Consider the following 22,314-nt stretch of genomic DNA (forward strand, 5'->3'; position numbering starts at 1 on the left):
AGCAGCAGCGCGATCGCGACGCCGCCGCGCTGACCGTCGCGCAGCGCCGTGCTCGCGGTTACGCTGGGCGCGCGGCGCCTCGACGCCCAGAACGGCGCGATCCCCGCGCGCATCCCCTCCGCGACGAACACGCCTTTGCAACCACCGACGCCCTTCGAACCGAGCCGCGACGCGCACCCCCGAGCCGGCGCCGAGACGCCCGGCGCGCCGGCCGACGCGGGCGCGCTCCACGGCGAGCGCCCACGGCCGCCCGAGCCGACCGCCGCGCGCGCGCTCCTCGCCGCGGCCATCACGACCGCCGCCGTGACGGCGGCGTCCTACGCGGCGCCGAAGAGCTACGCCGGCACGCTCGTGGGCCTCGCGTTCCTCGCGGCGACGTACTGGCTCGTGCTGCGGTACGACGAGGCGACGATCCGCGCCCACGGCCTGTCCCTCGGGGGCGTCCTCGAGCCCGCGCCGCTCTCGGCAGACCGGCTCGCCCGCGCCGCGCTCCGCGCCGTCGCCTGGGCCGCCCTGGTCGCCGCGATCGTCTTCCCGCCGTTCTGGCTCGGCTACCGGCTGTACTGGGGCGTGACCTCGCCGTTCGTGCTGCGCCCGCCGTCCGCCGACGAGATCGCCGCGCAGCTCCTCGTGGTCGCGCTGCCCGAGGAGGCGTTCTTCCGCGGCTACCTCCAGAGCGCCCTCGACCGCGTCTTCCCGCCGCGCGTCCGCGTCCTCGGCGCGCCCCTCGGCCCGGCGTGGCTCATCTCCTCGGCGATCTTCGCGCTCGGCCACGTGCTCACGATCCTGCACCCCGCGCGGCTCGCCGTCTTCTTCCCCGCGCTCGTCTTCGGGTGGCTGCGGGCCCGCACCGGCGGCATCGGGGCGCCGCTCCTGTTCCACGCGGCGTGCAACCTCTTCTCGCTCACCCTCGCGAGCGGCTACGTTCACGCGCCGTGAGCACCTCGTTCGACGACACGGCGCCGGGCCCCCCGCGCGGCGCCGGCCCGGCGGGGCAGGACGGCGCCGCGCCGCGGGACGGCCGCGTCGCGCGCCGACGCGCGGCGCTGTTCGACATGGATCGCACGCTGCTGCGCAAGGAGACCGCGAGCCTCTACGTGAAGTACCAGCGCCAGATCGGCGAGGCGACCGCGCGCGATCTCCTGCGGACCCTGTACTGGGTCGGGCAATACACGCTCGGCGTGCTCGACGCCGAGAAGGTCGCCGAGCGCGCGCTGCTCGCGCTCCGGGGCGTGCCCGAGACGGTCCTCGCGGCCCGCTGCGACGACTGGTTCCGGCTCCACGTCGAGCCGCACATCGCCGACGCGGGGCGCGAGGCCGTGCAGCGGCACAAGGCGGCCGGAGACCTGTGCGCCATCGTGACCGGCGCGTGGCCCTACACCTCGCGCCCGCTGGCCAGGCGGCTCGGGATCGAGCACCTCGTCGCGAGCGAGCTCGAGATCGACGAGCGCGGGCGCTTCACGGGCCGCGCCGCGCCCCCGCTCTGCCTCGGGGAGGGCAAGGTCGCGCGCGCGCGGGCGCTGGCCGAGGCGCAGGGCTTCCGGCTGGAGGACGCGACGTTCTACACGGACAGCGTCAGCGATCTGCCGCTCCTCGAGCTCGTGGCGGAGCCGGTCGCCGTGAACCCCGATCCCCGGCTGCGCCGGGTCGCCGAGCGGCGGGGCTACCGGATCGAGCGCTGGTGAGCGCGCCGGCCGCGGCGCGCGGTCGCGTCACGGCGGAGGCGGTCGAGAGCCCGGCGGCGGCCGCGAGGTGGGCGAGCCGAACGAGGGCGGCGGCCGCGACGAGAGCGGCCCCATCGGGAGGCTCCCGCGCGAGAGGCTCGCGCGGGTGTTGACCGCCCACAGCACGATCGCGGCGACGACCGGGCCGATGAAGATGCCTGCCGCGCCGAACAGCTCGAGCCCGCCGAAGATCGCGAGCAGGGCGATGAGCGGGTGCATCCCGCCGTGCGAGCTCTGGACCCACGGCCTGATCACGTTGTCCGAGAGACCGACGACGACGGCCGCGGCGCACATGCCGATACCGGCGCCGATGCGCCCGATGACGAACAGGTAGATCGCCGCCCCTACCGTCACCGGCGTGGTGCCGATCATGGGGACGAGCGAGAGCAGCGTGGCGAGGAGGCCGAGGAGGAAGGCGCCCGGCACCTTGCAGATGAAGAGCGCGACGGTCGTCAGCGTCCCCTGGACGGCCGCCGTCGCGAGCAGGCCGAGGACGGCGCCGTGCACCGTGTCCTGGATCGACGCGAAGAGGACGTCGGTCTCCTCGTTCCTGAACGGCGACTGCGTGAGCAGCCAGCGCAGCAGGAGGCCGCCGTCGCGGAGCAGGTAGTAGAGCGCCACGATGAACAGGAAGGCGTCGACGATGGTCTGCGGCACCGCGGCGACCATGCCGCCCGCGAAGCTCGCCATCGAGCTGCCCACCCGCTGGAACAGGTTGCTCACGTACGTGCGGATGTCGTCTCCGGAGAGGCCCGCCCTGTTGATGAGCCCCGTCAGCCGGCCGTCGTTCAGGAGGCCCTGGACGCGCTCGATGGTGCTGGACCAGTCCCGCGCGAAGAAGCGGCTGATCGAGGCGGAGGCCTCGATGATGATCACGGTGAGCGGGATGCACACGAGGATCACCACGCCGACGGTGGAGATCGCGGGCGCGAACTGGCGGAAGCGGCCGAGTCGCGGCGAGAGGCGGCGCTGGAGCGGGGAGACGAGGAGCGCGACGAGGCCGCCGAGCAGGACGGGGACGAGCAGCCCCTTCACCATCCAGAAGAACAGCGCGACGAGCGCCGCGCGGAGGGCGAACGACAGCCATCGATCCGACTGGGTATCTTGGTTCATCGTCGGGTGCGCTTGCTCGTTGTGCCGCGCTGAGCGGCCTCTCCGGGGCCAAGGTAGGGTGGGCCTCCGGCGACCACCAGCGATTTCCGCGTTCCGCGAGCGCAGCGCGGCGGTTCCGGGATACAGTCAAGCTCGGCCGACGACCGCGGAGGCGACGGCGCCTTCACCGCCGCGTCAGCTGGAGGAAGCAAGATGAGCACGAGCGGTGGCGGGGTTCCGCCCGGGGGCGGAAGCTGGGGGAACGGAGGCGGGAGCTGGGGAAACGGAGGCGGCTGGGGGTCGAGCCCGCCGGGCGGCCAGGGTGGGGCGCCGGGCGGCGGTGCGTCGGCGGCAGGGGGATACCCGCCGCCGGGTGGGGGAGTTGCGCCGCTGGGTGGGGGATCTCCGCCGCCGGGCGGAGGATACCCGCCGCCGGGTGGGGGATATCCGCCGCAGGGCGGAGGATGGGGTGCGCCGCCCGGAGGAGGACAGGGCGGGCCGCCCGGAGGCGGCTGGGGGCCGCCGCCTGCGTACGGCGGCGGGCCGCCCCAGCCGGGAGCGATGCAGCTCTACTCCGACAAGGATCAGGCGACTGCCTTCCTGCTCGCGGCGTTTCTCGGGATCTTCGGCGCCGACCGCCTCTACCTCGGCCAGACCGGGCTCGGCCTGCTGAAGCTGTTCACGTGCGGCGGTTTCGGCTTCTGGACCCTCATCGATCTGATCTTGATCGGCACCGGATCCATGCGAGATGCCCAGGGCCTCGTGCTCAAGCGCGACGCGCCCGTCGGTTACCCGACCAAGAGCCAGTCCACGGTCTTCTTGCTCTCCTATTTCCTGGGGAGCCTGGGCGCCGATCGCTTCTATCTGGGACAGACCGGGCTCGGCATCGCCAAGCTCTTGACGTGCGGTGGACTCGGCATCTGGTCGCTGATCGACATGCTCCTGATCGGAATGGGGCGATTCCGCGACGCCGAAGGCAACTCGCTGAAGTTCGACCGTTGACCGACGAGGCGGCATGGCCGCCTCGTCGAGGACACAGTGTTTCTTTACTCTCTCCTCTGTGTCCGAGCTGCCTCTGTGTTTCCTTCTGTCATGAAACCAGGGACGAGCCTGGGCCTCGTCCCTGGTGCGCCGCGACGATCTCGCGCGTCCGTGCCTCGGCTTCGGGAGAGAAGCACTTCAGCAGCGAGCGCTCCCCGGGCCGCTGGAAAGCTATGAGATCGGTGGAGACCGCCAGGGTTGCCCACTCATCTGTTCCGATCGGATCGATCACGAGCCCCAGGCGGTCGCAGATCTCGTTGATCGGGAGATCCAGCGCGAGCGTGGCCGCGACCCTCGCGTCGAAGCGGAGGATGCGCTCGACGTAGGCGGCGTAGCTCGACGCCGCGACGGACCATAGGTCTTCTTCGAACGTATAGCGGTAGACGCGAAGGTCCTCACCAAGGTAGACGAACGCGTCCGATGCTCCGACGTCCCAGTACCCGACCAGCAATCGCGAGGGCTCACCGGGTGGCAGCCAAGGGTCGCCGGAGAGGAGAAGCGGCGACTCGAACGCCTGTGCGGAAGTGACGCCCGCGAAAAACTCTGCGTGGCAAAGCACGGGGCCACACATGGCGGTTCGATCGAATCGCCGGACGCCATGGGCAATGCCGAGCGCTTCCGAGACGGCATCGACGAGGCGCGACGAGGGGCCCTGCGCATGGAGCCATTCGACGAAAGGGGCGCAGCCGTCATCATCGACAATCACGAACGACGGGGGCGCAGGCACGTGGTCGAACGACGACTGCCATGGAGCATGCAAGCCTACGGTCCCTCTTTTCCCGAGCGCCTGCGACATCCCTCCGCCAGGGAGGCGATAGCGGGCTGTCGCGCTGCCGCTTCGCACCAGGAAGGATCCCTCGACGCCGGGCTCCCTGTCTGCAAACGATAGTCCCTCGCCTTCCAGCGGCTCGTCCTCGGCGAGCACGGCCGAGTAGGCCGGGAACCAGAGCGGCTTCCGGGGCTGCCGCTCACCGAAAGCCTGTAGCCAGGGGATGAACTGCTCGGCGCTCTGCGCATAAAGACACCACGTGCCGCGGCTCTCGGTGACCAGCACGGAGCCCTCGTACCATCCGAATGAACCACACGTCTCCGGGGCCGATGGCAAGTCGCCGCCTCGCGCGCGAACCGCGTCGATAATCTCGTCGCGGGCGACGGTGGGGGTGCCCGTGCAAGCGAGATGACTATCCTCCCAGGCCGCGAGGCGCGCACGGAGTCGCTCGCGGTCGCTGGGCGGGACGCCGGGCAACGCCGGGAAGTCGAGTGGTTGTCGCTCCTGCGATGAGATCACAGCTGCTGCCATTGGCCGTTCACATAATCATACGTACCCGAGTTCATTCCGCTGACCCGTCTCACGCGTCGGTCCCGCTCCGCCCGCGACATCTGTCCAGCGGCAACCTGCTGGTCCAGTACCTCCGCATACCTCGCGGAGTTCGCGCGATTCGCTTCGGTCAGGTTTCCGGAGTTGATGTCGTTGCGGAGCTGCGTGTTGGCGAGCGCGGCGCGAGCCGCTGTAGGCGGTGGCAGTGGGGTGCCTGGCGGGGCGTTTCGCGGTGGTGGTGGCGACGCCGGGATTACGGGCGGAGGCTGCCCCACGCCCGCCAACGCGTCCAGGCGCGAGAGCATTTGCGAGCAGTTCGGGCACGGCGCGCACGGGGTTTCGTTGGGATCGCTGTCGTTGCTCCCGATGCTGCCCATCCGACGGAGGGCACGTCGCAGATGACGCTGCCCCTGCGGAGTGCCAGGGTCGCATGAGACCCCATTCCGCCTCTCGTAGTCCTGAAGGTAGCGGCTCACGGCGTCCGGTTCGGAGCAGCCACCTGCCGCCCTTGGCATGGCATTGCGCGTTGGGAGCGCGGCCGCGACGGCAGGGTGGAGCTGCCGCTCATATGGCGCATTGCTCCCGGGCTCGGTCAGCGGTGTTCTCGGGTCTCGCGCCGAGTAGCCGGTCTGCGTGGGGCCGGCGCCCCGGCGAGAGGTCACCGTCGAGCGCATCAACCCGTCGGCATCGATCAACGCAAGCGGCCTCCCGCTCACATACCCGTACGCTTCGAGCCCCCCTTCGATCCCCAGCGGCTCCGGGCTCAGGTACGTCGCGCTCGCCGCATCGAAGTACCGCCACCGGTTGTAGTGGAGCCCCGTCTCCGGCTCGTACCAGTGCCCCGGGAACCGGCTCAGCGTGGCAGCGGCGTCGCCCGCGATCACCCGGCCGTACGCGTCGATCTCGAAGACCTGCTCGACCGTCCCGTCGCCGCCCACGAGCGCCAGCGGCACGGGCGCCCCATCCCGGTGCACGAAGTACTGCCACGCGCCCGGCCCCGCCTCGGTGTCGATGACCTGCGCGATCGGTACCGGCGCGTCCGGTGAGTACGCGTAACGCCGGCGCTCCACCAGCGTGAACAGCGTGAACGGCGCGGCCGCGCCGCTGGTGCTCGCCTTTTCCACAGTCTCCTCGATGAGATCCTCGCCATCCCATCGGTAGCGGTGCCGCACCACCGCGTCCCGCCGCACCACGCGCTTCTCCAGGCGCCTCGCGAACCCGTCATAAACGAACTCAAGCCGCGTCCCGTCAGGCAGCGCCATGCCCGAGAGCAGGCCGAGCGCGCTCCATGCGTACGTGGTCACCGAACTGCCCTCCACCTTCTTCACGAGCCGGCCACACGCGTCGTAGAGGAGGGTCGCGCCGTTCGTGGTTACAAGGCGCCCGCCGCCCGCGTGGGATTGCACGCGGCCATCGATACAGCGCACGTCGCCTCGCGGCGACATCACGTAATCCTCGGTCCTAGCCCGCTTCTCGTGCCGCTTCTGCGAGATGCGGCCGCGCCCATCGTAGCCAAAGGACTGCGCCCCGCGATCGCGATCGGCGAGCACCTGGAGCTCGTCGGCGGGCGACCACCGGTAGTCGAACCGCAAGGTCTCCCGGCCGCCCAGCCTGCCGACCCACGCGGGCTCTCCCGGCCGGACGACGGCGGTGTCTCGGCCGAAGACCGACGCGCGGAGAAAGTTGCCGTGCGCGTCCCTGGTGAGCTCGATGCCGCCGCCGCCGGGGAAGAGGCGCGCCGTCTCGGCGTCGGTCGGATCGTACGTGAACGACGCGATCGGCTGGTCGACGCCCCGGGCGTCCGCGAACATCAGCGCGGAGCACCGCCCGGCGGCGTCGCGCGAGGTGGCGATCGAGAAGGCGCCGAGCACGTCCATCTTCGTGCGAAGCAGGCCGCCGTCGAAGACCTGCCGGATCGATGTCGCGGACGACGGATCGTTCACCAGCTCCGTGTCCTCGCGGATGCAACGGCCGCGCCCATCGTACGTGTACCGCGTGCGCACGGCCTCTGTCTCGAAGAGGAGGACGCGCCCGCGCTCGTCGTATTCCAGCTTGTGGGACGTGCCGTCCGAGAAGTCGCGCCCGATCACCCGATCGAGATCGTCGTAGGAAAGCTCGACGAACTCGCCGTCGTCGAAGGTGATCGTCGACAGCCGTCCGGCCCCGTCGTTCCTGTATCGCAGCGTGCGGCCGTCGAAGGTGCGCTCGGAGAGGATCCGACCCTCGAGATCCCTCTCGATGGCGTGCACGTCGCCCTCCTCGTTGACGATGCGCACCATGCCGAGCTCGCGATCGTACGCGTACGAGACGCGCGAGCCGTCGCTCCGCTCGACCGCGATCACCTCGCGGATGCCCGCGTAGATCAGCCGGAACCAGCGGCCGTCCGCGTCGCGTTCGCCGGCGAAGCGGCCGGCCTCGTCGTAGATCGTGGACGTGCGCGCGCCGCGCGGGGAATAGTACTCCACCGCGCGTCCCATCGCGTCGTATATCCAGCGGTGGACGCCGCCCTTCTCGTCCCGCATCTCCACGAGCCGACCGAGGAAGTCGTACCGGAGCGCTCGCGCGCCGCCGTTCGGCTCGACGATCTCGACGCGGTTGCAGAGCGCGTCGTACTTCATCGTCGCCTTGCGACCATCGGCCGTCTCGGCGTAAACGAGGCACCCGCGCTCGTCGTATCGGAAGCTCGCGATCAGCCCCATCGCGTCGGAGAGGTAGATCAGGTTGCCGTTCGCGTCGCGCGCGTGCTGCGTCTCCAGGCCGTCGGGGCCGCGCGTGGTCACGACGTTGCCGCGATCGTCGTACAGGTACTCCGTCACTTGTCCCAGCGGGTCGACCACGCGGTACGCGCCTCCGACCCCGCCCATCTTCCATCCTCGCCCGAGGCCGTCGCGGTAGCCAACGAGCTCGCCCGCCTGATCGAACACGTTGTCGTGCACCTGCCCAGCCCAGACGATCCGGTCCGCCTTGCCGAAGGCGTTGACCTCCACCCTCCGCAGCGCGCGCGACGTGATGACGTTGTTCTCGCCCGCGCAGTACTCGACCTTCGCGTGAAGGAACCCCTTGGCGCGGCTACCGTCCGCGAGCACCTCCGGCACGCCCTCGGCCAAAAGCGCGCGCTCGTTCGGATCGTTGCACCACGTCTCCACGCAGCGTCCGTGGCTGTCGTAGCGGTAGTGCACCTCGAGGCCCGTGGGCCAGCGTTCCAGCACGAGGCGATGGTCTTCGTCGTACGCGAAGCTCATCGCGTGACCCAGGGCGTCGCGCGCGGCCACGAGATCGCCGCGTTCGTTGTACTCGTAGGTGCGGAACGACGTCCAAGCGCCTCGCGCAGACGCGTTCTTCACCTCGAACGCGGCGATCCGGCCGTCATCGTGCCGCCGCACGCGGAGCAGCCGGCCCACGCTGTCGTTCACGAACTGGAGCGGACCGGTCCCGTTCTCGTAGAAGAGCCGGGCCTGGTTGCCGTTGCGATCCAGGAGCGCGCTGAAGCGGAACTCGTTGTCGATGGCGAAGGCGGTCTCGAAGACCCGCATGATCCCGTCGTCGGCCATGAGGAAGTAGCCTTCGCGGGTTCGCGTCAGCAGCCCGACCGGGAGCTTCACCGTCTCGCCTTTCGGGGCGCGGGCCCTCGCACGCGAGCGCCGTCTCCGTAACGACGCGCACCCTGCGGCGGCGGAGCTCGACGACGCGCCAGCCGAGCGAGTGGTTCCAGCCGTGACCGAGGCCATCGTCGACGTCGCGCTGCGCGGAGCTGTAGGCGCGCTCGATCACGAGCGGAAACGCTCCCGGCAACGCCATGTCGGTGACGGCGAGGGTATAGACGCGGCCCGTGACCGGATCGATGGGGTGCCCCGCCTGCGTTCCGCCACCGCCCCCGTGCACTGGGTTGGGGCAACCGCCGCCGCTGCCCTGGCCGCAGCTCCCGGCGTTGGGGCCGCCGCCCTGGGCGCCGTTGCCGCCATTTCCGCCGCCCGCGCCCTGCTCACCACCGGCGCCGTTGCCGCCCCGCCCGCCGCTGCCGCCGCCGGCGCCGCCACCCCCGAGGATGAAGACGCCGGGGTTCATGCCAGGGATGGCAGGGATGTTCGGGACCGGGGCGGTACGTGCCACGGATCGAGGGTAACAGCGTCTGCAGAGGAGAAGCAGCGCCGGGCAAGAGCGCGTCCCAGGGGTCCGCACTGCACTCCCCAGGGGTCTGGACTGCATTTCCCAGGGGTCTGGACTGCGCTCCCCAGGGGTCTGGGCTGCACTCCCCAGGGGTCCGCACTGCACTCCCGAGCGGTCCGGACCGCACTCCCCAGGGTCGCTACGAGCCGAGCCCTGGCAACACTTCTGACCGGGAGCCGCGGTGACGCTTCCTGAGAGCTAAGGCCCCATGCTCCGGGAGGACTGGAAACAGGGATCGAGCCGAAGCGGCCAGGCCCCCTCCCCCACGCACCATCACTCCAGCGCCAGCATCCGCACCGAGCGCGGCACGAGCCGCACCTCCAGCGCCCCTCGCCTCGCCTCGAAGTGCGCGTCGTCCAGCACGTCGCGCGCGCGCGCCGCGCTCACGGTGACCCGCGCGACCACGTCCGCGTCCCCGGGGTTCAACAGGAAGAGCACCCGCGGCGCGCCGGACGCGTCCTCGTGCAGCGTGGCGAACACGCTGTCCGGATCGCACGCGAACGTCGGCAGGCCGAGCGCGTCGATGGCACGCGACACCGCGGAGTCCGCCGCGGCGGGGTTGTCCTGGAGGAGCGCAGGCAAGTTCTGCCCGGGGGCAAGGAGCCGCCGCAGATCGTAAGGCTGCGGGAGCGGGCGGAACGCGCCGTCGAAGGCCGGCTCGCGCGGGCCCAGCGTGATCAGCGTCCCCTGCCCCGCCGTCGCCTCGAGCCGCGCGAACAGATCCGGGCTCACGCCGCCCGAGGTCGCGCAGATGACCCAGCGCGCCCCGGCGAGCGAGATGTCGCGATCCTCGCCCCCCACGTGCGCGTAGGGGACGCCGCGCGCGTCGAGCGCCTCCTCGAACGCGCGCACGAAGGTGTCGGGCTCCACCGCGAGCGGGTAGCCGAGGCCCACGTCGTCCTCGAGGCAACGGTCGCGCGCGCCGAAGTTCATGATCGAGAAGAACGCACCGGTGAGCGGGCCGAAGGCGTGCATCACCCGGGTGAGCCGGCGCTCGGTGCGCGGCGTGACGATGCGCACCGGCGCGCGGCGGCGCAGCGCGTGGAACCTCGTGGCCTCGAGGGCCGCGGCGAGCTTCCGCCAGAAGGCGGCGAACGGGCGCGGGCGGCCGTGCGGATCGATCGGCGCGCCGATCCAGCGATCGCGCTCGACCGCCATGTAGATGTTGTACCCGCGCAGCCCGTAGGCGAGCGCGGCCATCATCACGAAGATGCTGTCGCGCTCCTCGAGCGGCGGGAAGAACGGCGGGAAGCCGGCGCCCATCTCGCACGCGAACGGCGGCAGGGAGAGCGCCTCGCAGCGCACGGCCAGCTCGCTCGTCCGGCGGGCGATGATCTGGCGGCTGCTCGGGCTCGCGACGCTGTAGTAGTCGAGGCCGACAAGGTCGACGACGCGCGAGATGCGCGCCGGGTTGAGCGGCGTCGCGTCCTGGCCCATCGGGAAGTTGTGCATCGTCGGCAAGCCGTCGAGGCCGGCCGCGGCGAGCGCCTTCGCGAAGCGGCCCATGGCGACCTCGAGGAGGTGCTCGTGGAACTCGCTCCAGTCGAGGTGGCGCGCGAGCTCGGCCGGCGTCTCGGCGTCGAACGCGACCGGCGGCAGGATCGTGGCGAACCGCAGGTCGCCCTCCTCGGCCGGCGCGCGATCGCGGGCGACGGCGCGCAGGAGCGCGGCGCCGGCGTCCTCGGCCACGGCGCCCTCGGGCGCGGGCTCCGCCCGCCGCGCGTACGCGCGCTGGAGCGCCTCGATCGTGCGGTACTTCTCGCGCAGGAAGTCGCGGTACAGGGAGATCGCGTCGGGGTGGTAGTCCTGGTCGTACGCGCCGTCGCGGAAGTAGAGCGCGCCCTCGTTGTCGATCTGGAAGAGCACGATCGGCCCGTCCGGATAGAGGTGCGGCTTGAGCACCGGGGCGAGCGCGTGGAAGTAACGGGCGACCTCGTCGTGGAACGCGTTGCTCGCGTAGCTCGGGACCGGGAACCCGTAGGGGAGCATCGGGAGCACGACCGGGTTGTTCCGCGGGGAGCGGGCCTGGCAGCTCGGGTCCCAGATGACGCGCTCGGGGATGCCGAAGCAGGTGAGCTCCGCGTTGATGTGCGGGCCCGGGCGGGCGATGACGTAGAAGCCGAGGTCGTGCGCGAGGCGGAGAAAGGCGCCGACGTCGCGGCGCACGTCGAGCTGGCCGAAATCGAACTGGCCCGGACCGGTCTCGTGAACGGCCCAAGGCACGTAGATGTCGATCAGGTGAACGCCGAGCGCGCGCGTGGCCTCGAGGCAGGCGCGCCAGTCCGACGGGTCGAGCCGCCAGTAATGCAGGGCGCCGGCGTACAGCGGGACCAGCTTGCCGCCGATGTCCAGGCCGCCCGGGACGAGGCGCACCCCCCGCGTGAAACGTTCCCCTGGAGAGCTCGCGTCCTGCGTCGTGGCCACGCGCGCGCACACTAGCAAGGATCGCAGGGAGATCGATACCGCCGCGTGCGATCGGGCGAGCGCGCGCCGGTCGAGGAGCGCGGCCGCGCGCTCGCTCGACCGCGCGGCGCTCAGCGCAGCATCGTCAGCGAGCGCGCCACGAAATCGTAAACGGGCGCCCAGTAGACGCCGAGCAGCAGGGTCGGAACCGCGAGCGCGCACGCCGTCGCGCCGAGCAGCGGCCGCACGGATGCGGGCTCGGTGTGCTCGCCCTTCTCGAGGTACATCGCGCGGAGGACGCGCGCGTAATAGAAGAGCGAGATCACGCTGTTCACCACGCCGACGATCGCCATCACCCAGCGCCACGGGCCGCCGGCGGTGAGCAGCGCCGAGAAGAGGTAGAACTTGCCGACGAAGCCCGCCGTCGGGGGCAGGCCGGTGAGCGAGACCAGGAACACGGCCATCGCCGCGGCGACGAGCGGCGCGCGGCGCCCGAGCCCGCGGAAGGCGGAGAGCGTCTCGTCCCCGCCGCTCTGCTCGGCCACGGCCATCACCACCATGAACGTGCCGAGGTTCATGAAGCAGTACGTGACGATGTAGAACGCGATCGCGGCGACGCCGGCGTCGCTGAACACGGCGAAGCCGAGCAGCATGTAGCCGGCGTGCGCGATGCTCGAGTACGCGAGCATGCGCTTCACGTTCTCCTGACCGAGCGCCGACAGGTTGCCGACCGTCATGGTCGCCATCGCGAGGCCCCCGGCGAGCACCGGCCACGGCGTCGCGACGCCGGGCGGCGCGCTCCCGGCGCCGAGCGCGTCCGAGAAGAAGCGGACCAGCACCGCGAAGCCGGCGGCCTTGGGCCCGACCGAGAGGAACGCGGTCACCGGGGTCGGCGCGCCCTCGTACACGTCCGGCGTCCACATATGGAACGGCGCCGCGCTGATCTTGTAGCCGAAGCCCGCGAGCATGCAGGCCGTGCCGACGAACACGACCTCGGGCACCTTGCCCTGCTGCGCCGTGAGCGCGGCGATCCGGGCCGCGCACTCGCCGAGGTGCATCGACGCGGTGATGCCGAAGATCCAGCTCATCCCGTAGAGCATGATCCCCGACGCGACCCCGCCGAAGATGACGTACTTGAGCGCCCCCTCGCTCGATCGCGCGTCGCCGATCTTGAAGCCCGCCAGCACGAAGCTGATCACGCTGACGAGCTCGAGCGACAGGTAGATGAGCAGCAGGTGGCGGCTCGCCGCCATGAGGTTCATGCCCAGCGAGAGCACGAGGATCAGCGTGAAGAGCTCGCCCGAGTCGCGCCGGAGCTCGGGCGGTGCCCCCGGCCCCCTCGGGGGCACCGAGAAGAGGACGATCGTCGCGGTGACGAAGGCGAAGATCACGCGGAACAGGTTGGAGAAGCGATCGAACGCGAGCATCCCGTAGAAGAGCTCGTGGGGCCCGGCGCCCGTCGCCAGGAAGTAGGCGCCCATCCCGCCCGACGCGCCGAGCGCGGCCAGGCTGATGACGACGAGGCCGGCGATCTTGAGGCGCGCCGGCGACGCGAGGTCCCACACGACGAGCAGCAGCGCGGCGGCGATGAGGACGAGCTCCGGCGCGAAATACGGGAGGCTCGCGACGTTGTCGAAGGTGCGGGTTTCCACGGCTTATCTGGCGCTGGCGAGGGCGCCCCGACCCGCCGCGTCGCCCTCCCCCGGGGCGGCCGCGCGGGCCGGCGCGCCGCTGTCCACGCCGGGCTCGCCGGCGATCTGGGACGGCCCCGGCCTGTCGACGAGGCGGTGCACCTCGAGGGCCCCGCGGTCGATGAGGCTGAGGAGCGGGCGCGGCCAGAAGCCGAGGAGGAGGATCAGCGCCGCGAGCGGCGCGATCGACGCGAGCTCTCGCCCGCTGATCTCCGGGAACTTCCCGCCGAACGGCTCGAGGTACTTGCTCTGCCGCCACGACGCGCGGAACGTGCCGAGGAACATCCGCTGGAGCGCCCAGAGGTGGTAGGCCGCGGTGATGATGACGCCGATGGCGGCGAGGATCGTGAGGGCGCGGTAGCGCGCGAAGGCGCCGATGAACGTCATCGCCTCGCCCCAGAAGCCGGACAGGCCGGGCAGGCCGAGCGACGCCATGAACGCGAAGCCAACGAACGCCGTGTAGAGCGGCATCTCCGAGGCGAGGCCGCCGAACTTGTCGATGTCGCGCGTGTGCACGCGGTCGTAGACCACGCCGACCAGGGTGAAGAGCATCGCGGTGATCAGGCCGTGGTTGAACATCTGCACGAGGCACGCCTGGATGCCCTGCGGCGTCATCGCGCCGAGCGCGAGCAGCGTGAAGCCCATGTGGCTCACGGAGGAGTAGGCCACGAGCTTCTTCAGGTCGCTCTGCGCCATGGCGCAGAAGGCGCCGTAGAGGATGTTGATCACCCCGAACGCCGCCATGGCCGGCGCCGCCCACTGCGTCGCCTCGGGCAGCAGCGAGAAGTTGATGCGGAGGAGGCCGTAGGCGCCCATCTTGAGGAGCACCCCCGCGAGGATCACGCTGATCGCCGTGGGCGCCTCCACGTGGGCGTCCGGCAGCCAGGTGTGGAACGGGAACATCGGGATCTTGATGGCGAACCCGAGGAAGAGCCAGATCCAGACCACCTTCACCGCGGCGACGCCGAGGATCTCGAGCCCCTGCGCCGCCCAGGCGACGCGCGAGAGCTCCGGGATCGAGAAGATGCGCTCGGTCGCCTGGCCGTCGATCAGGTAGGTGTGGCCGGCGTTCAGGTAGAACCAGATGAACGCGAGCAGCATGAAGACGCTGCCGGCCAGCGTGTAGAGGAAGAACTTGATCGCCGCGTACTCGCGGCGGGGGCCGCCCCAGATGCCGATGAGGAAGTACATCGGCAGGAGCATCACCTCCCAGAAGACGAAGAAGAGGAACAGGTCGAGGGCGATGAAGACGCCGTACATCCCCGTGACGAGGAGGTTGTACATGGCGAAGTAGCCCTTGAGCTGATCGTGGACGCTGTAGCTCGCGAGGGCGCCCACGAACGAGATCAGCGCCGTCAGGAGGACCATCGAGATCGACACGCCGTCGACGCCGACGAAGTACTCGACGCTCAGCGAGCGGATCCACACGCCGTGCTCGATGAACTGGTAGCCGTCGTTGCCGTCGGCCCGCGTGAAGCTCCGGTCGAACTGGGCGTAGAGCCACCCCGCGAGGACGAGGTTCACGCCCATCAGCACGACGGTCAGCAGCCGGAGCTTGCGGTCGTCCTGGTAGCGCAGGAGGTGCGCGACGAAGACCGCGACCACGCCGAGCAGCGGCAGGAACGTCAGGATCGACAGGATGTGATCGCCGACGAAGCCGAGGCCGCGCCCGCGCTCCGCGTGGATGCCCATGGCCAGGGTCCGCCCCGGCGCGGCCGCGCCGGCCTCGACCGCGTCCGACTCGACGACGACGTGCCCGTAGAGCTCGCGCGCGCGCACGCCCTCGGTCCTCCACCGGACCACGACCTTCCGGCTCCCGCCCGGCGGGATGCTCGCCGCGGTGCCGCCGCCCTCGAGCTCCGCGCTCACGCCCGGCGGCACGCGCGGGTCCTCGGGCGACGTGCGCACGATCACCCGCGTCACCTTCAGGGGGCCGTCGCCGCGGTTCTCGATCGCGAACGAGCCGGCGTGGTCCGGCCCGCTCGCGGCGAGCTCGACCGGCGCGCCGGGCGCCTCGGCGCGCAGCGCGATCTGGCCGCGCGGCTCGAGCGCCGCCGGCGGCGGATCGAGGGCCTGCGCCGCCGCGGGCCACGCCGCGCCGAGCACGACGGAGAGCGCGGCCAGGAGGGGGATCAGGAGCTTCATCGAGGTGGACCTCACCGGGGTCGCGAGGGCGACGCCGCGGCGCGTGTTGACGAAGGAGAGGTTCGACATCCGCCGTTCACCGCAGGAAGTAATGAACGATGCTGAACAAGGCGACGCCGCCCAAGAGGAAGTAGACGTAGCTCTGGATGCGCCCCGTCTGCAGGGTGCGGAGCTTCGCGCCAGCGCTCAACGTGCCCTCGGCGACGAGGTTCACGACCCCGTCGACGAGGTACCTGTCGATGGCGCCCGTGACCCAGGCCGCGGCCCGGGTCAGGACCGCGACCGCGTTGACGATGCCGTCGACGATCCACCGGTCCATGTCGGCGAAGAAGAGGCGCAGCGAGAGGGCGGCGCGCACCACCGTCGCGTCGTAGACCTCGTCGACGTAGTACCGGTTCGAGAGGAGCCGATAGCCCGGGAGCCGCCGCTCCTCCTCCGCCCAGCGCGCCGAGCGCCGCTCGCCGTAGCGGGCGCGGGCGCGCGAGAAGGCGAAGATCGCGCCGCCGACGGAGAGCGCCATGAGCGCGAGCTCGAGCCCGAGCCCGTGGCGCTGGAACGAGACGTCCGCGTGGGCGAACACCGGATGGAGCCACGCCTCGAGCAGGGGCTCGCCGTGGCCGCCGACGAAGTGGCTGGAGAAGCCGAACACCGCGCCCGCGAGCGCCGACAGCACCGCCAGCGCCGCGAGCACCCACGTGATCGCCGGCGGCGACTCGTGGACCTTGGCCTTGATCTCCTCGCGGGCGTGCGGCCCCTCGAACGTCAGGTAATAGCTCCGCCACATGTAGAACGAGGTGCAGAGCGCCGCCGCGAGCCCCATCCCGTAGATGAGCAGCCCCGGGATCGGGCCGGTGTTCTCGGTGCCGAACGCCTTCCAGAGGATCTCGTCCTTGGACCAGAAGCCGGCGAAGAACGGGATCGGCGCGGCGGTGATGGCGATGCACGCCACCTGATACGCCCGCGCCGTGCGCGGCATGACGCGGCGGAGGCCGCCCATGTTGCGCATGTCCTGCGCCGCGGCCTCGTCGTGCTCCACCGCGTGCATCCCGTGGATCACCGAGCCGGAGCCGAGGAAGAGGCACGCCTTGAAGAAGGCGTGCGTCATCAGGTGGAACACGGCGGCCCAGTACGCCCCCACGCCGACCCCGATGAACATGAAGCCGAGCTGGCTCACCGTGCTGTAGGCGAGCACCTTCTTGATGTCGTACTGGAAGAAGCCGATCGTGGCCGCGAAGAGCGCCGTCGAGGCCCCGATCAGCGCGACGAGCCCGCCCGCGACCGGGCTCAGCGAGAACAGGGAGCTGAGGCGCGCGATCATGTAGACGCCGGCCGTGACCATGGTGGCGGCGTGGATCAGCGCGGAGACGGGGGTCGGGCCGGCCATCGCGTCGGGCAGCCAGACGTAGAGCGGGATCTGCGCGCTCTTGCCCGCCGCGCCGACGAACAGGAAGAGGCAGGCCAGCGTGATCAGCGAGACGCCCCACACCGTCTTCGCCTCGAGCGCCTCCTTGAGGAACGCCTTGCCGCCCGCGTCCTTGATCACCAGCTGGTCGTGGATCTCGCGGAAGGTGACCGTCGAGCCCACGGTCGCCACCACGACCTCCTTGCCCGGCTCGACGCGCATCCGCTCGATCGCGGCGATCTCGAGGCCGTCGCCCCCGATCACGGCGCCGTCGCCCGGCACGATCACCACGGAGTGCGCCCCGGCGTCGATCTCCTTGCGGATGAAGGGCGACACGCCGAACGGCCGCGGGTTCGACGCGAGCTGCGCGGCGTCGGCGATCCCGAGGTACACGCGCGCGCCGGGGTGGCCGGTGAAGGTGAGGTAGCCCTTGGCGCCGGCGCGCAGCGCCCTGCGCTCGCCGGGCTTGCTCGCGGGCGCGTCGGTCGTCCCGGCGGGGGCGCCGCCGTCGCCGCGCGCCTCCGCGGCGACCGCGATGAAGCGCGCGCGGTAGTCGGACAGGTACCGGCCGTCGTCGAGCCACCTGGCGCCGAGGCCCCAGAAGAGGAGCGCGAGGCCGCACACGAAGCCGAAATCGCCGATCCGGTTCACGACGAAGGCCTTCATGCCGGCGGAGGCCTTCTCGTAGTCGCGGTACCAGAACCCGATGAGCAGGTAGCTGCAGAGGCCGACGCCCTCCCAGCCGAAGAACATCACGATGAGGTTGTCCCCGAGGACGAGGAGCAACATCGCGAAGACGAAGAGGTTCAGGTACGTGAAGAACCGCCAGTACGAGGGCTCCGCCTCCATGTACGACGCGGCATAGACGTGGATGAGCGCGCCGACGCCGGTGATGATCAGCGTCATGAGGCCGCTCAGCGGGTCCATCACGAACGCGAAGTTCGCGTCGAGCGACCCGATGCGCACCATCTGCCAGGCGAAGCTGTAGAGGGCGCGCTCCTCCGGCGCGAGCCCGGCGAGCGCCACGAAATTCGCGAGCCCGAGGGCGAAGGCGCCCAGCATCGCGCCCACGGCGACGAGCGTGACGCCGAAGCTCCCGATGTGGAGCCGCTTCGACAGATCGCGGCCGAACGCGCTCCGCTGCAGCGCGCGGCCGAAGAGCGCGTTCGTCGCCGCGCCGAGCAGCGGCAGGAGCGGGATCCACCAGAGCGGCGTCAGCGACGCGTGGACGTGCGTGACCTGGCCGGAGTAGTCGGGCATCGTTGGGGGCAGCCGGTGAGAACGTGGGCTTTCGCGCGCCCTGCACGGCGAGACGCGGCGCGACAGCGGAACGTTCGGCTCTGGTGACTCCCCCGCGAAGCCGGAGGAGCCGCACGTTCATGGAGGCTCAGACGGCGGGTCTATACCTCCATCGGCCCCGCGTTGGGGCGAGATACGCCGCTCCTCCGCGCGCCTCGCACCGCCGCGAGGTCAGCCGTCGGTCGCCCGCCGCTCCTCGTCCTCGCCCGCCGCGCCGCTGCTCGGCGGCGCGGCGCTGCCGAGCAGCGTCGCGCGCCGGATCGCGAGCCACAGCTCGCGCCTGCCCTCTCCGGTGATCGACGAGAAGCCCACCGCGCGGCGGAGCGCGCCGCTCGCCGCCCGCGGCGCCGCGGCGGACACCTGATCCAGCGCGCGCCGCACCGACGAGCGGGGCACCTTGTCGATCTTCGTCGCCACGAGGAGCAGCTCCACGGGCCGGCGCGCCACGTCGCGCGACGCCTCGACGAAGCGGACGAGCTCGAGGTCGTCCTCCTCGAGCCCCCGCCGCGCGTCGACCAGGAGCAGCACCGCGGTGAGCGTGATGCGCCCGCGCAGGTAGCCCTCGATCAGCGACGCCCACGCCGCCTGCTCGGCCTTCGAGCGCCGGGTGAAGCCGTACCCCGGCAGATCCACGAGCTGGAACACCACGCCGTCGCGCGCCCGGGCCTCGTACAGGTTGATCTGCCGCGTCGAGCCCGGGTTCGAGCTCGTCCGGACGAGCCCCTTGCGCTCGACCAGCGTGTTGATGAGGCTCGACTTGCCGACGTTCGAGCGCCCCGCGAACGCCACCTCCGCGCTGGCGGGCGGCGGGAGCGACGCGAGCGAGGCCGCGCCGGCGACGAAGGAGGAGTCGACGATCTGGAACGGATCGAGCTGCCGCTCGGCGCGCGCCGGCGGGGGAGCTGCTTGAGGCTTGGGCGGGCGGCGGGCGGTCACTTGGAGCGGGGCGGCTGGAACTGCGGTTTGCACTCGTCGCACTGGCAGAGCGAGCGCAGGTACCGAAACGTGTAGATCCCCGAATCGTGCAGGTCTCCCCAGGTGAACTGGAGCGCGTAGTTGCCGACCTGCTCGATCTCGCGGACGTCCAGATCGCCCCCGGGCACGAAGTTGATCGTGCCGCCGTGCCCCTGGCAGTTCGCGCACGGGCAGTACCCGCGCAGGATCTCGTGCGGGAGGACGCTGCGGTGGCCGTCGGCCCAGTGGATCTCCATCACCCGCGCGCCGTGCGGCGCCTTGACCTGCGTGGGTGTGAGCTTCGGATCCTGCGGCATCGTCCCCTTCCGGCGCACCGCAGTACCACGCCGATCCGGCGCTGCAAAGCGCAGCGGGGCTCATCTCGTCGCAAAATGCGCCGCGCCCGTCTTGGCGACGTCCCCGCTGTCTCCGCCCGTTCCGGCGAGGGCCGCCGGCCCCGGCCGCCGGCCTCGCCGCGCCCTCCCGAGCGCGGCGCCGGCGAGCGCCGGCCGTGCGCCGGCCGCGGCTACCCCGCCGCGACCGCCCGCGCCTCGACCGGCGCGAGCGTCGCCTCGACGCGCTCGAGGACGCGCACCACCGCGGCGCCCTCGTCGAGCGGCGTCAGCGGCGGCGCGCGGTCCTCGACGCAGCGGAGGAAGTGCTCGATCTCCACCGAGAGCGGCTCGCGCCACGGCACCTCGACCTCGCGCTCTTCGACGGCGCGCGCGAGCGCGTCGCGCTCGGCGCGCTCGCGCGCGTCGTCGAAGAGCGCGCCCGCCGCGGCGCCGCGCGCGTCGAGGAGCGCCAGCCGGTCGGGCGCGCGCACGTCGTCGAAGAGCGCGACGCGCGCGCTGCCGGCGAGCCGCAGCCGCCGCTCCTTGGTCGGGCTCGACGAGCAGAGCTCGATCTGCGCGGTGAGGCCGCTCTCGAGGCGCGCCGACAGCGTGACGTGCTCGCCGCCCGGCGAGAGGTGGGCCCGCGCCTCGACGAGCGGGCTCGGGTCGAGCGCCGACAGCACCGAGAGGTCGTGCGGCCCGAGCGTCCAGAGCGCCGAGCGGGCCCCGCCGCCGGCGCCGCCCGTCGAGAGGCGCGCCGCGCTGAAGCTCACGAGATCGCCGAGGCGCCGCTCGCGCGCGAGCGCGACGAGGTGCACCACCGAGGGGTGGTAGCGGAGCAGGTGGCCGACCATGCCGACCCGGCCGAGCGCCGCAGCGCGCGCGGCGCAGCGATCCGCCTGCGCCGCGGAGAGGGCCAGCGGCTTCTCCACGAACACGTCGGCGCCGGCCTCGAGCGCGCGCAGCGCGAGCTCGGCGTGGCTCGCCGCGGGCGTCGCGACGACCACCGCGTCCACGCGCGCGGCCAGCGCCTCGTCGAGCGTCCGCACGAGCCGCGCCCGCGGGGCGAGCGCCCGCGCCCGCGCGAGGCGGCCGCGGTCGACGTCCGCCACCGCGACGACGCGCGCCCGCGCGTTCTCCGACAGCGCGCGGAGGAGCTTCTCCCCCCACCGCCCGCAGCCGAGCAGCGCGACGCGGACGCTCACGGCGCCCCCGGCGCGGCGGCGGACTCGGCCGGCGGACGCCCGAGCTCGCCGAGGATCGCCTCGCCGTCGCGGTTGCCCGGGTGGATCGACGGCCCGTTGATGTCGACGAGGAAGTCGTACGCCGCGCGCGGCTCTCCCTCGATCGTCGCGCGCACGCGCACGTGCTGGAAGCAGGCCGACTCGGTGGCGGTGCTCCACACGGGCGGCTGGCCCGGGTGCCGCGCGCCGATCGCCTCCGGCACGCTCCGGCCGCCCTCCGCCCGGTACTGCTGCACGATGCCGAGCGCCGCCCTGCGATCCGAGGCGTTGAACCGCGACTGCACCCAGAGGACCGCGCCGGCGGCGACGGCGCTGGTGCCCACGAGCAGCAGCGTCCGCATCGCCTTGCCGTAGTCCATCCGCGATGGCGTATAGCCCTGGCGCCCGGGGAGGGCCAGCCGGAGCGCCCGTGCGGCGCGCCGCCTCGCCTCGCTTCGCGCCGCCTCGCGCCGCGCCGCCTAGCCCACGAACGACCCGAGCCCGCGGAACCTGCGGTACCGGTCGTCCACGAGCTCCTCCGGGCTGAGCCCGTCCATCGACGTGAGCGTCGCCCAGAGCGCCTTGTCGAGCCGCGCCGCGGCCTCGTCGTGGTCCTGGTGCGCGCCGCCGGTCGGCTCCTCGACGATGGTGTCGACGACGCCGAGCTGGAGGAGATCCGGCGCGGTGATCTTGAGCCGCGCCGCGGCCTCGTCGGCGCGGGCGCCGTCCTTCCAGAGGATGGCCGCGCAGCCCTCGGGCGAGATGACCGAATAGCAGCTGAACTCGAGCACCAGCACGCGGTTCGCGACGCCGAGCGCCAGCGCGCCGCCCGAGCCCCCCTCGCCGATGACGGTCGCCACGAGCGGCACCCCGACCCGCGCCATCGCGGCGAGCGCGGCGCCGATCGCCTCGCTCTGGCCGCGCTCCTCGGCGCCGATGCCCGGGTACGCCCCCATCGTGTCGATGAACGTCAGGATCGGGAGCCCGAACCGGTCCGCCATCTCGTAGAGCCGGATGGCCTTCCGGTAGCCCTCCGGGTGCGGCATCCCGAAGTTGCGCTTCACGTTCTCCTTCGCGCCGCGCCCCTTCTGGTGGCCCACCACCACGACGCTCCGCCCGTGGTACGTCGCGAGCCCGCCGACGATCGAGCAGTCGTCGGCGAAGCGCCGATCGCCCTTCAGCTCGACCCAGTCCGTGAAGAGCCGCTTCACGTAGTCGAGCGTGTACGGCCGGTTCGCGTGCCGCGAGAGCAGCACCTTCTGCATCGGCGTGAGGCCCGCGAAGATCTCGCGCGCCAGCCGGCCCGTGTTGTCCTCGAGCTGCGCGAGCTCCGGCTCGAAGCGCGGGTCGGCCGCGGCGAGCGACCGCAGCTCCCGCACCTTCTCGATCAGCTCTGCGACAGGTTTCTCAAAAGGTAGAATCGAAGCAGCCACGGCGCGGACCCTAACGCTGCAGCGGGCGGGCGGCTACGGCGCTGTGCTGCCGCAGCGCATCGCGTCGAGCGCGTCGCGCGCCCGCGA

Annotated in this window: 15 protein-coding genes and 1 pseudogene; 3 read left to right on the forward strand and 13 right to left on the reverse strand. The window is 71.8% G+C overall.

The window, feature by feature from the left end; all coding sequences use genetic code 11:
- Positions 1-135 precede the first annotated feature (135 nt).
- Entirely contained in the window at positions 136-939 is an 804-nt protein-coding gene (mrtC, locus tag WMF20_RS42645; RefSeq protein ID WP_129579618.1) for a myxosortase MrtC, read from the forward strand.
- Positions 936-1,685: an HAD family hydrolase gene (locus WMF20_RS42650; RefSeq protein ID WP_129579619.1), complete on the forward strand. Its 750-nt coding sequence runs from the start codon at positions 936-938 to the stop codon at positions 1,683-1,685. Before mrtC ends, WMF20_RS42650 begins: the two co-directional genes overlap by 4 nt.
- A gap of 27 nt (positions 1,686-1,712) precedes the next feature.
- Here WMF20_RS42650 and WMF20_RS42655 read toward each other — a convergent pair whose 3' ends face one another.
- Complete coding sequence (locus WMF20_RS42655; RefSeq protein ID WP_437607434.1) at positions 1,713-2,837, reverse strand: AI-2E family transporter; 1,125 nt, start codon at positions 2,835-2,837, stop codon at positions 1,713-1,715.
- 540 nt (positions 2,838-3,377) lie between these two features.
- On the opposite strand from WMF20_RS42655, the gene WMF20_RS42660 reads away from it, so the two are divergent.
- Positions 3,378-3,818: a TM2 domain-containing protein gene (locus WMF20_RS42660; protein ID WP_020740646.1), complete on the forward strand. Its 441-nt coding sequence runs from the start codon at positions 3,378-3,380 to the stop codon at positions 3,816-3,818.
- An 88-nt stretch (positions 3,819-3,906) separates the two neighbouring features.
- Here the strand turns inward: WMF20_RS42660 and WMF20_RS42665 are convergent, their stop codons facing one another.
- The 12 genes and pseudogenes from WMF20_RS42665 to WMF20_RS42720 all read right to left on the reverse strand — a co-directional run bounded on the left by WMF20_RS42665 (position 3,907) and on the right by WMF20_RS42720 (position 22,227).
- Positions 3,907-4,911 carry a hypothetical protein gene (locus WMF20_RS42665; protein WP_129579621.1) on the reverse strand — a complete coding sequence of 335 codons (1,005 nt, stop codon included), beginning with the start codon at positions 4,909-4,911 and terminating at the stop codon, positions 3,907-3,909.
- Between the two features lie 230 nt (positions 4,912-5,141).
- Positions 5,142-8,777: an RHS repeat-associated core domain-containing protein gene (locus tag WMF20_RS42670; protein ID WP_437607436.1), complete on the reverse strand. Its 3,636-nt coding sequence runs from the start codon at positions 8,775-8,777 to the stop codon at positions 5,142-5,144.
- A gap of 55 nt (positions 8,778-8,832) precedes the next feature.
- Positions 8,833-9,381, reverse strand: a pseudogene (locus WMF20_RS42675) (DUF6531 domain-containing protein); the annotation flags it as partial.
- A 234-nt stretch (positions 9,382-9,615) separates the two neighbouring features.
- On the reverse strand, positions 9,616-11,766 hold the full coding sequence (locus tag WMF20_RS42680; protein ID WP_437607438.1) for a beta-galactosidase: 2,151 nt from the start codon (positions 11,764-11,766) through the stop codon (positions 9,616-9,618).
- A gap of 110 nt (positions 11,767-11,876) precedes the next feature.
- The gene (locus WMF20_RS42685) at positions 11,877-13,397 is read right to left on the reverse strand and encodes an NADH-quinone oxidoreductase subunit N (RefSeq protein ID WP_437607439.1); all 1,521 of its coding nucleotides are present in this window, start codon (positions 13,395-13,397) and stop codon (positions 11,877-11,879) included.
- A 3-nt stretch (positions 13,398-13,400) separates the two neighbouring features.
- Complete coding sequence (locus WMF20_RS42690; RefSeq protein ID WP_437607441.1) at positions 13,401-15,650, reverse strand: complex I subunit 4 family protein; 2,250 nt, start codon at positions 15,648-15,650, stop codon at positions 13,401-13,403.
- A 7-nt stretch (positions 15,651-15,657) separates the two neighbouring features.
- Positions 15,658-18,243 (reverse strand): NADH-quinone oxidoreductase subunit L, encoded by a 2,586-nt coding sequence (locus WMF20_RS42695; RefSeq protein ID WP_437607443.1) that lies wholly within the window; start codon positions 18,241-18,243, stop codon positions 15,658-15,660.
- A gap of 210 nt (positions 18,244-18,453) precedes the next feature.
- The gene (gene yihA / locus WMF20_RS42700; protein ID WP_129579626.1) at positions 18,454-19,218 is read right to left on the reverse strand and encodes a ribosome biogenesis GTP-binding protein YihA/YsxC; all 765 of its coding nucleotides are present in this window, start codon (positions 19,216-19,218) and stop codon (positions 18,454-18,456) included.
- Positions 19,215-19,553, reverse strand: coding sequence for a gamma-butyrobetaine hydroxylase-like domain-containing protein (locus tag WMF20_RS42705; RefSeq protein WP_129579627.1), 339 nt, complete (start codon positions 19,551-19,553; stop codon positions 19,215-19,217). Before WMF20_RS42705 ends, yihA begins: the two co-directional genes overlap by 4 nt.
- A gap of 209 nt (positions 19,554-19,762) precedes the next feature.
- On the reverse strand, positions 19,763-20,776 hold the full coding sequence (locus tag WMF20_RS42710; RefSeq protein WP_437607445.1) for a Gfo/Idh/MocA family protein: 1,014 nt from the start codon (positions 20,774-20,776) through the stop codon (positions 19,763-19,765).
- Positions 20,773-21,174: a hypothetical protein gene (locus WMF20_RS42715; protein WP_129579629.1), complete on the reverse strand. Its 402-nt coding sequence runs from the start codon at positions 21,172-21,174 to the stop codon at positions 20,773-20,775. Before WMF20_RS42715 ends, WMF20_RS42710 begins: the two co-directional genes overlap by 4 nt.
- 99 nt (positions 21,175-21,273) lie before the next feature.
- Positions 21,274-22,227: an acetyl-CoA carboxylase carboxyltransferase subunit alpha gene (locus WMF20_RS42720; protein ID WP_129579630.1), complete on the reverse strand. Its 954-nt coding sequence runs from the start codon at positions 22,225-22,227 to the stop codon at positions 21,274-21,276.
- Positions 22,228-22,314 lie beyond the last annotated feature (87 nt).

Origin of the sequence: Sorangium sp. So ce834 (assembly GCF_051521425.1) — a bacterium.
GTDB lineage: Bacteria > Myxococcota_A > Polyangia > Polyangiales > Polyangiaceae > Sorangium > Sorangium cellulosum_D.